Genomic DNA, 2,066 nt, shown 5'->3' with positions numbered 1-2,066 from the left:
CCGGGGCGGTGACAGAGGCGGTGACAGAGGCGGTGACCGGGGCGGCGAGCGCGGGGGCGAGCGCAGCGACCGGGGCGGTGACAGAGGCGGTGACCGGCGCGAGGGCCGGCGTCCCGATCAGCATCGGGGCGACCGGAACCGGGGCGGTGATCAGCGCCGAGACGATCGTCGCGGCGATGACCGCCGGGGCGATCAGTCCCAGCGCCCACCTCAAGCGCCCGCCAGCGGTGAGCAGTCCCAGCGCCCAGCTCAGGCTCCCGCCAGCAGCGAGCCCTCCGCACCTCCTGCCTCGCCTCCCCCCTCGAGCGCAGAGGGCGGGTCCAACACGGGCGGCAGCGAGTCCTGAGAGCGCGCCCGAAGGCTCGCCTGCCGGAGGAGTTGCCTGGCAGGCGGCCCACTCGGGGGCCGAAGGGAGTAGGAGACTGGCCGAAGGGGCGCGGGATTGACTAGCCTTGCCCCTCTCCTCGAATGACCAGACTTCTCACCCTGCTGCAGAACCTGCGCACGACGCTGGTCGGATGGGCCCAGAAGAGCTGGGATCCGGTGTCACAGACCTCTGTGGGCCGCTTCGCGACGGACGTCTACCTTGCCGGGCGAGCGCTCGTGCGCGACTTCCAGGGGGAGAACATCAGCCTCCGGGCAGCGTCGCTCACCTACATCAGCGTCTTCTCGCTCGTTCCCCTCATCACGGTAGGCCTGGCCCTCCTCCGCACCCTCCACCACGAGGGGTTCGAGCGGCGCATGCGCAGCGCCATCTACATGGCCCTCGCTCCAGGCTTGCGAGAGGCGTCCGCCGAGTTCCTCGATCGCTTCCTCACCCCGGCCAACTCGATCGCCATCGGCAGCGTGGGCTTCGCGGCGCTGCTGTTCTCCGCCGCCTCGCTGCTGCGCAACATCGACGGGGCCGTGAACGAGGTCTGGGGCATCCGGCGCCAGCGGCCGATCCTCATCCGCGCGCTCATCTACCTCGGTCTGCTACTGCTGGGCCCCGTCTTCCTTGCCGCCTCCTTCTCAGGCACAGGCGCGGTGCGTGCCTTCATCGTGAATGCGGGCTACTCCATCGCACCCCAGATCGTCCTGGTCACCATGGCGGGCCTCGCCGTCATCGGCTTGACCCTGCTCTTCTACTGGACGCCCTACGCCCAGGTGGCAGTGCGCTCGGCACTCGCGGGGGGCATCGTCGCCGGCGTGGGGTGGGTGATCGCCAAGGTGCTCTACCAGGAGTTCGCCGAGCAGATCTTCCGGTACGACAAGCTCTGGGGCTCCCTGAGCGTGGTGCCACTGTTCCTCGCGTGGATCCACGTGAGCTGGCTGCTCGTGCTCAGTGGTGCGCGCTTGTCCTACGCGGTGGAGCACGCCTCCTTCCGGGACTCGCTGTGGGCGTTTGGCAACCACCCCCGGGCCTTGGAGCTGGTCGCGGCCCGGATCGCCACGGAGGCCACCCTGGCCTGGGTGGACGGGCTGCCGCCCCCGCTCCCTCAAGAGCTGGCCAGCCGCCTGCGTGTCCCCGAGTCCTTCGTCTTTGAAGCCATTGATCGGATGACGAACGCGAAGCTGCTGGAGTTCGGCCGGAAGGGGGGCATCCAGCCCGCCCGGGATCCGACGGACCTCTCGCTGGCAGAGATCTCGAGCGCCATCCACGGGGTCACCATCCTGGGGGGGCCGGAGACCTGGACAGGCCCCCGGAGTGCCCCGGGCTTCGAGCACGTGGAGACGCTCTTCCACACCGCGGATGCCGCCACTGCCGACGTGCTGCGCCGGACGAAGTGGAGCGATCTGATCGCCCACCTGCGCCCGGCGCTGGTGGCTCCGGCGGCGCCTGCCCCCTCGGGGACCGCGGCCACCGGCTGAAATCCGTAAGGTTTCCAAGAGGTTCGCGACCGTGGCTGCTTGCAACGGCCGGTCGTTCTGTTATGTTTTCTGGATTCGATCACGGGCCAAAGCGCCCTCTTTCCGAGGGGTCACGCGGTTTGCCGGAGCGTCCGATGCTCAAGTCCGATTTGATCAACATCCTCGTCGCCAAGCGAGGTGTGACGCAGAAGCAAGCCGAGGCCACAATCGAGACG

The 2,066-nt window shown here is 69.0% G+C and carries 1 protein-coding gene and 2 pseudogenes; 2 read left to right on the top strand and 1 reads right to left on the bottom strand.

From position 1 onward, the window contains the following. A pseudogene (locus tag VD972_RS24810) lies at nt 1–214 on the bottom strand (hypothetical protein); the annotation flags it as partial. Nucleotides 215–468: 254 nt separating this feature from the next. Here VD972_RS24810 and VD972_RS24805 point away from each other — a divergent pair. Beyond that, the gene (locus VD972_RS24805) at nt 469–1,851 is read left to right on the top strand and encodes a YhjD/YihY/BrkB family envelope integrity protein (protein WP_324991038.1); all 1,383 of its coding nucleotides are present in this window, start codon (nt 469–471) and stop codon (nt 1,849–1,851) included. A gap of 134 nt (nt 1,852–1,985) precedes the next feature. Continuing rightward, nucleotides 1,986–2,066: pseudogene (locus VD972_RS24800) on the top strand (integration host factor subunit beta); the annotation flags it as partial.

It is taken from the genome of Hyalangium sp. (assembly GCF_035629615.1).
Taxonomy (GTDB): domain Bacteria; phylum Myxococcota; class Myxococcia; order Myxococcales; family Myxococcaceae; genus Hyalangium.
The sequence above is the reverse complement of the archived record's forward strand: the minus strand, read 5'-3'. Positions and strand labels throughout refer to the sequence as shown.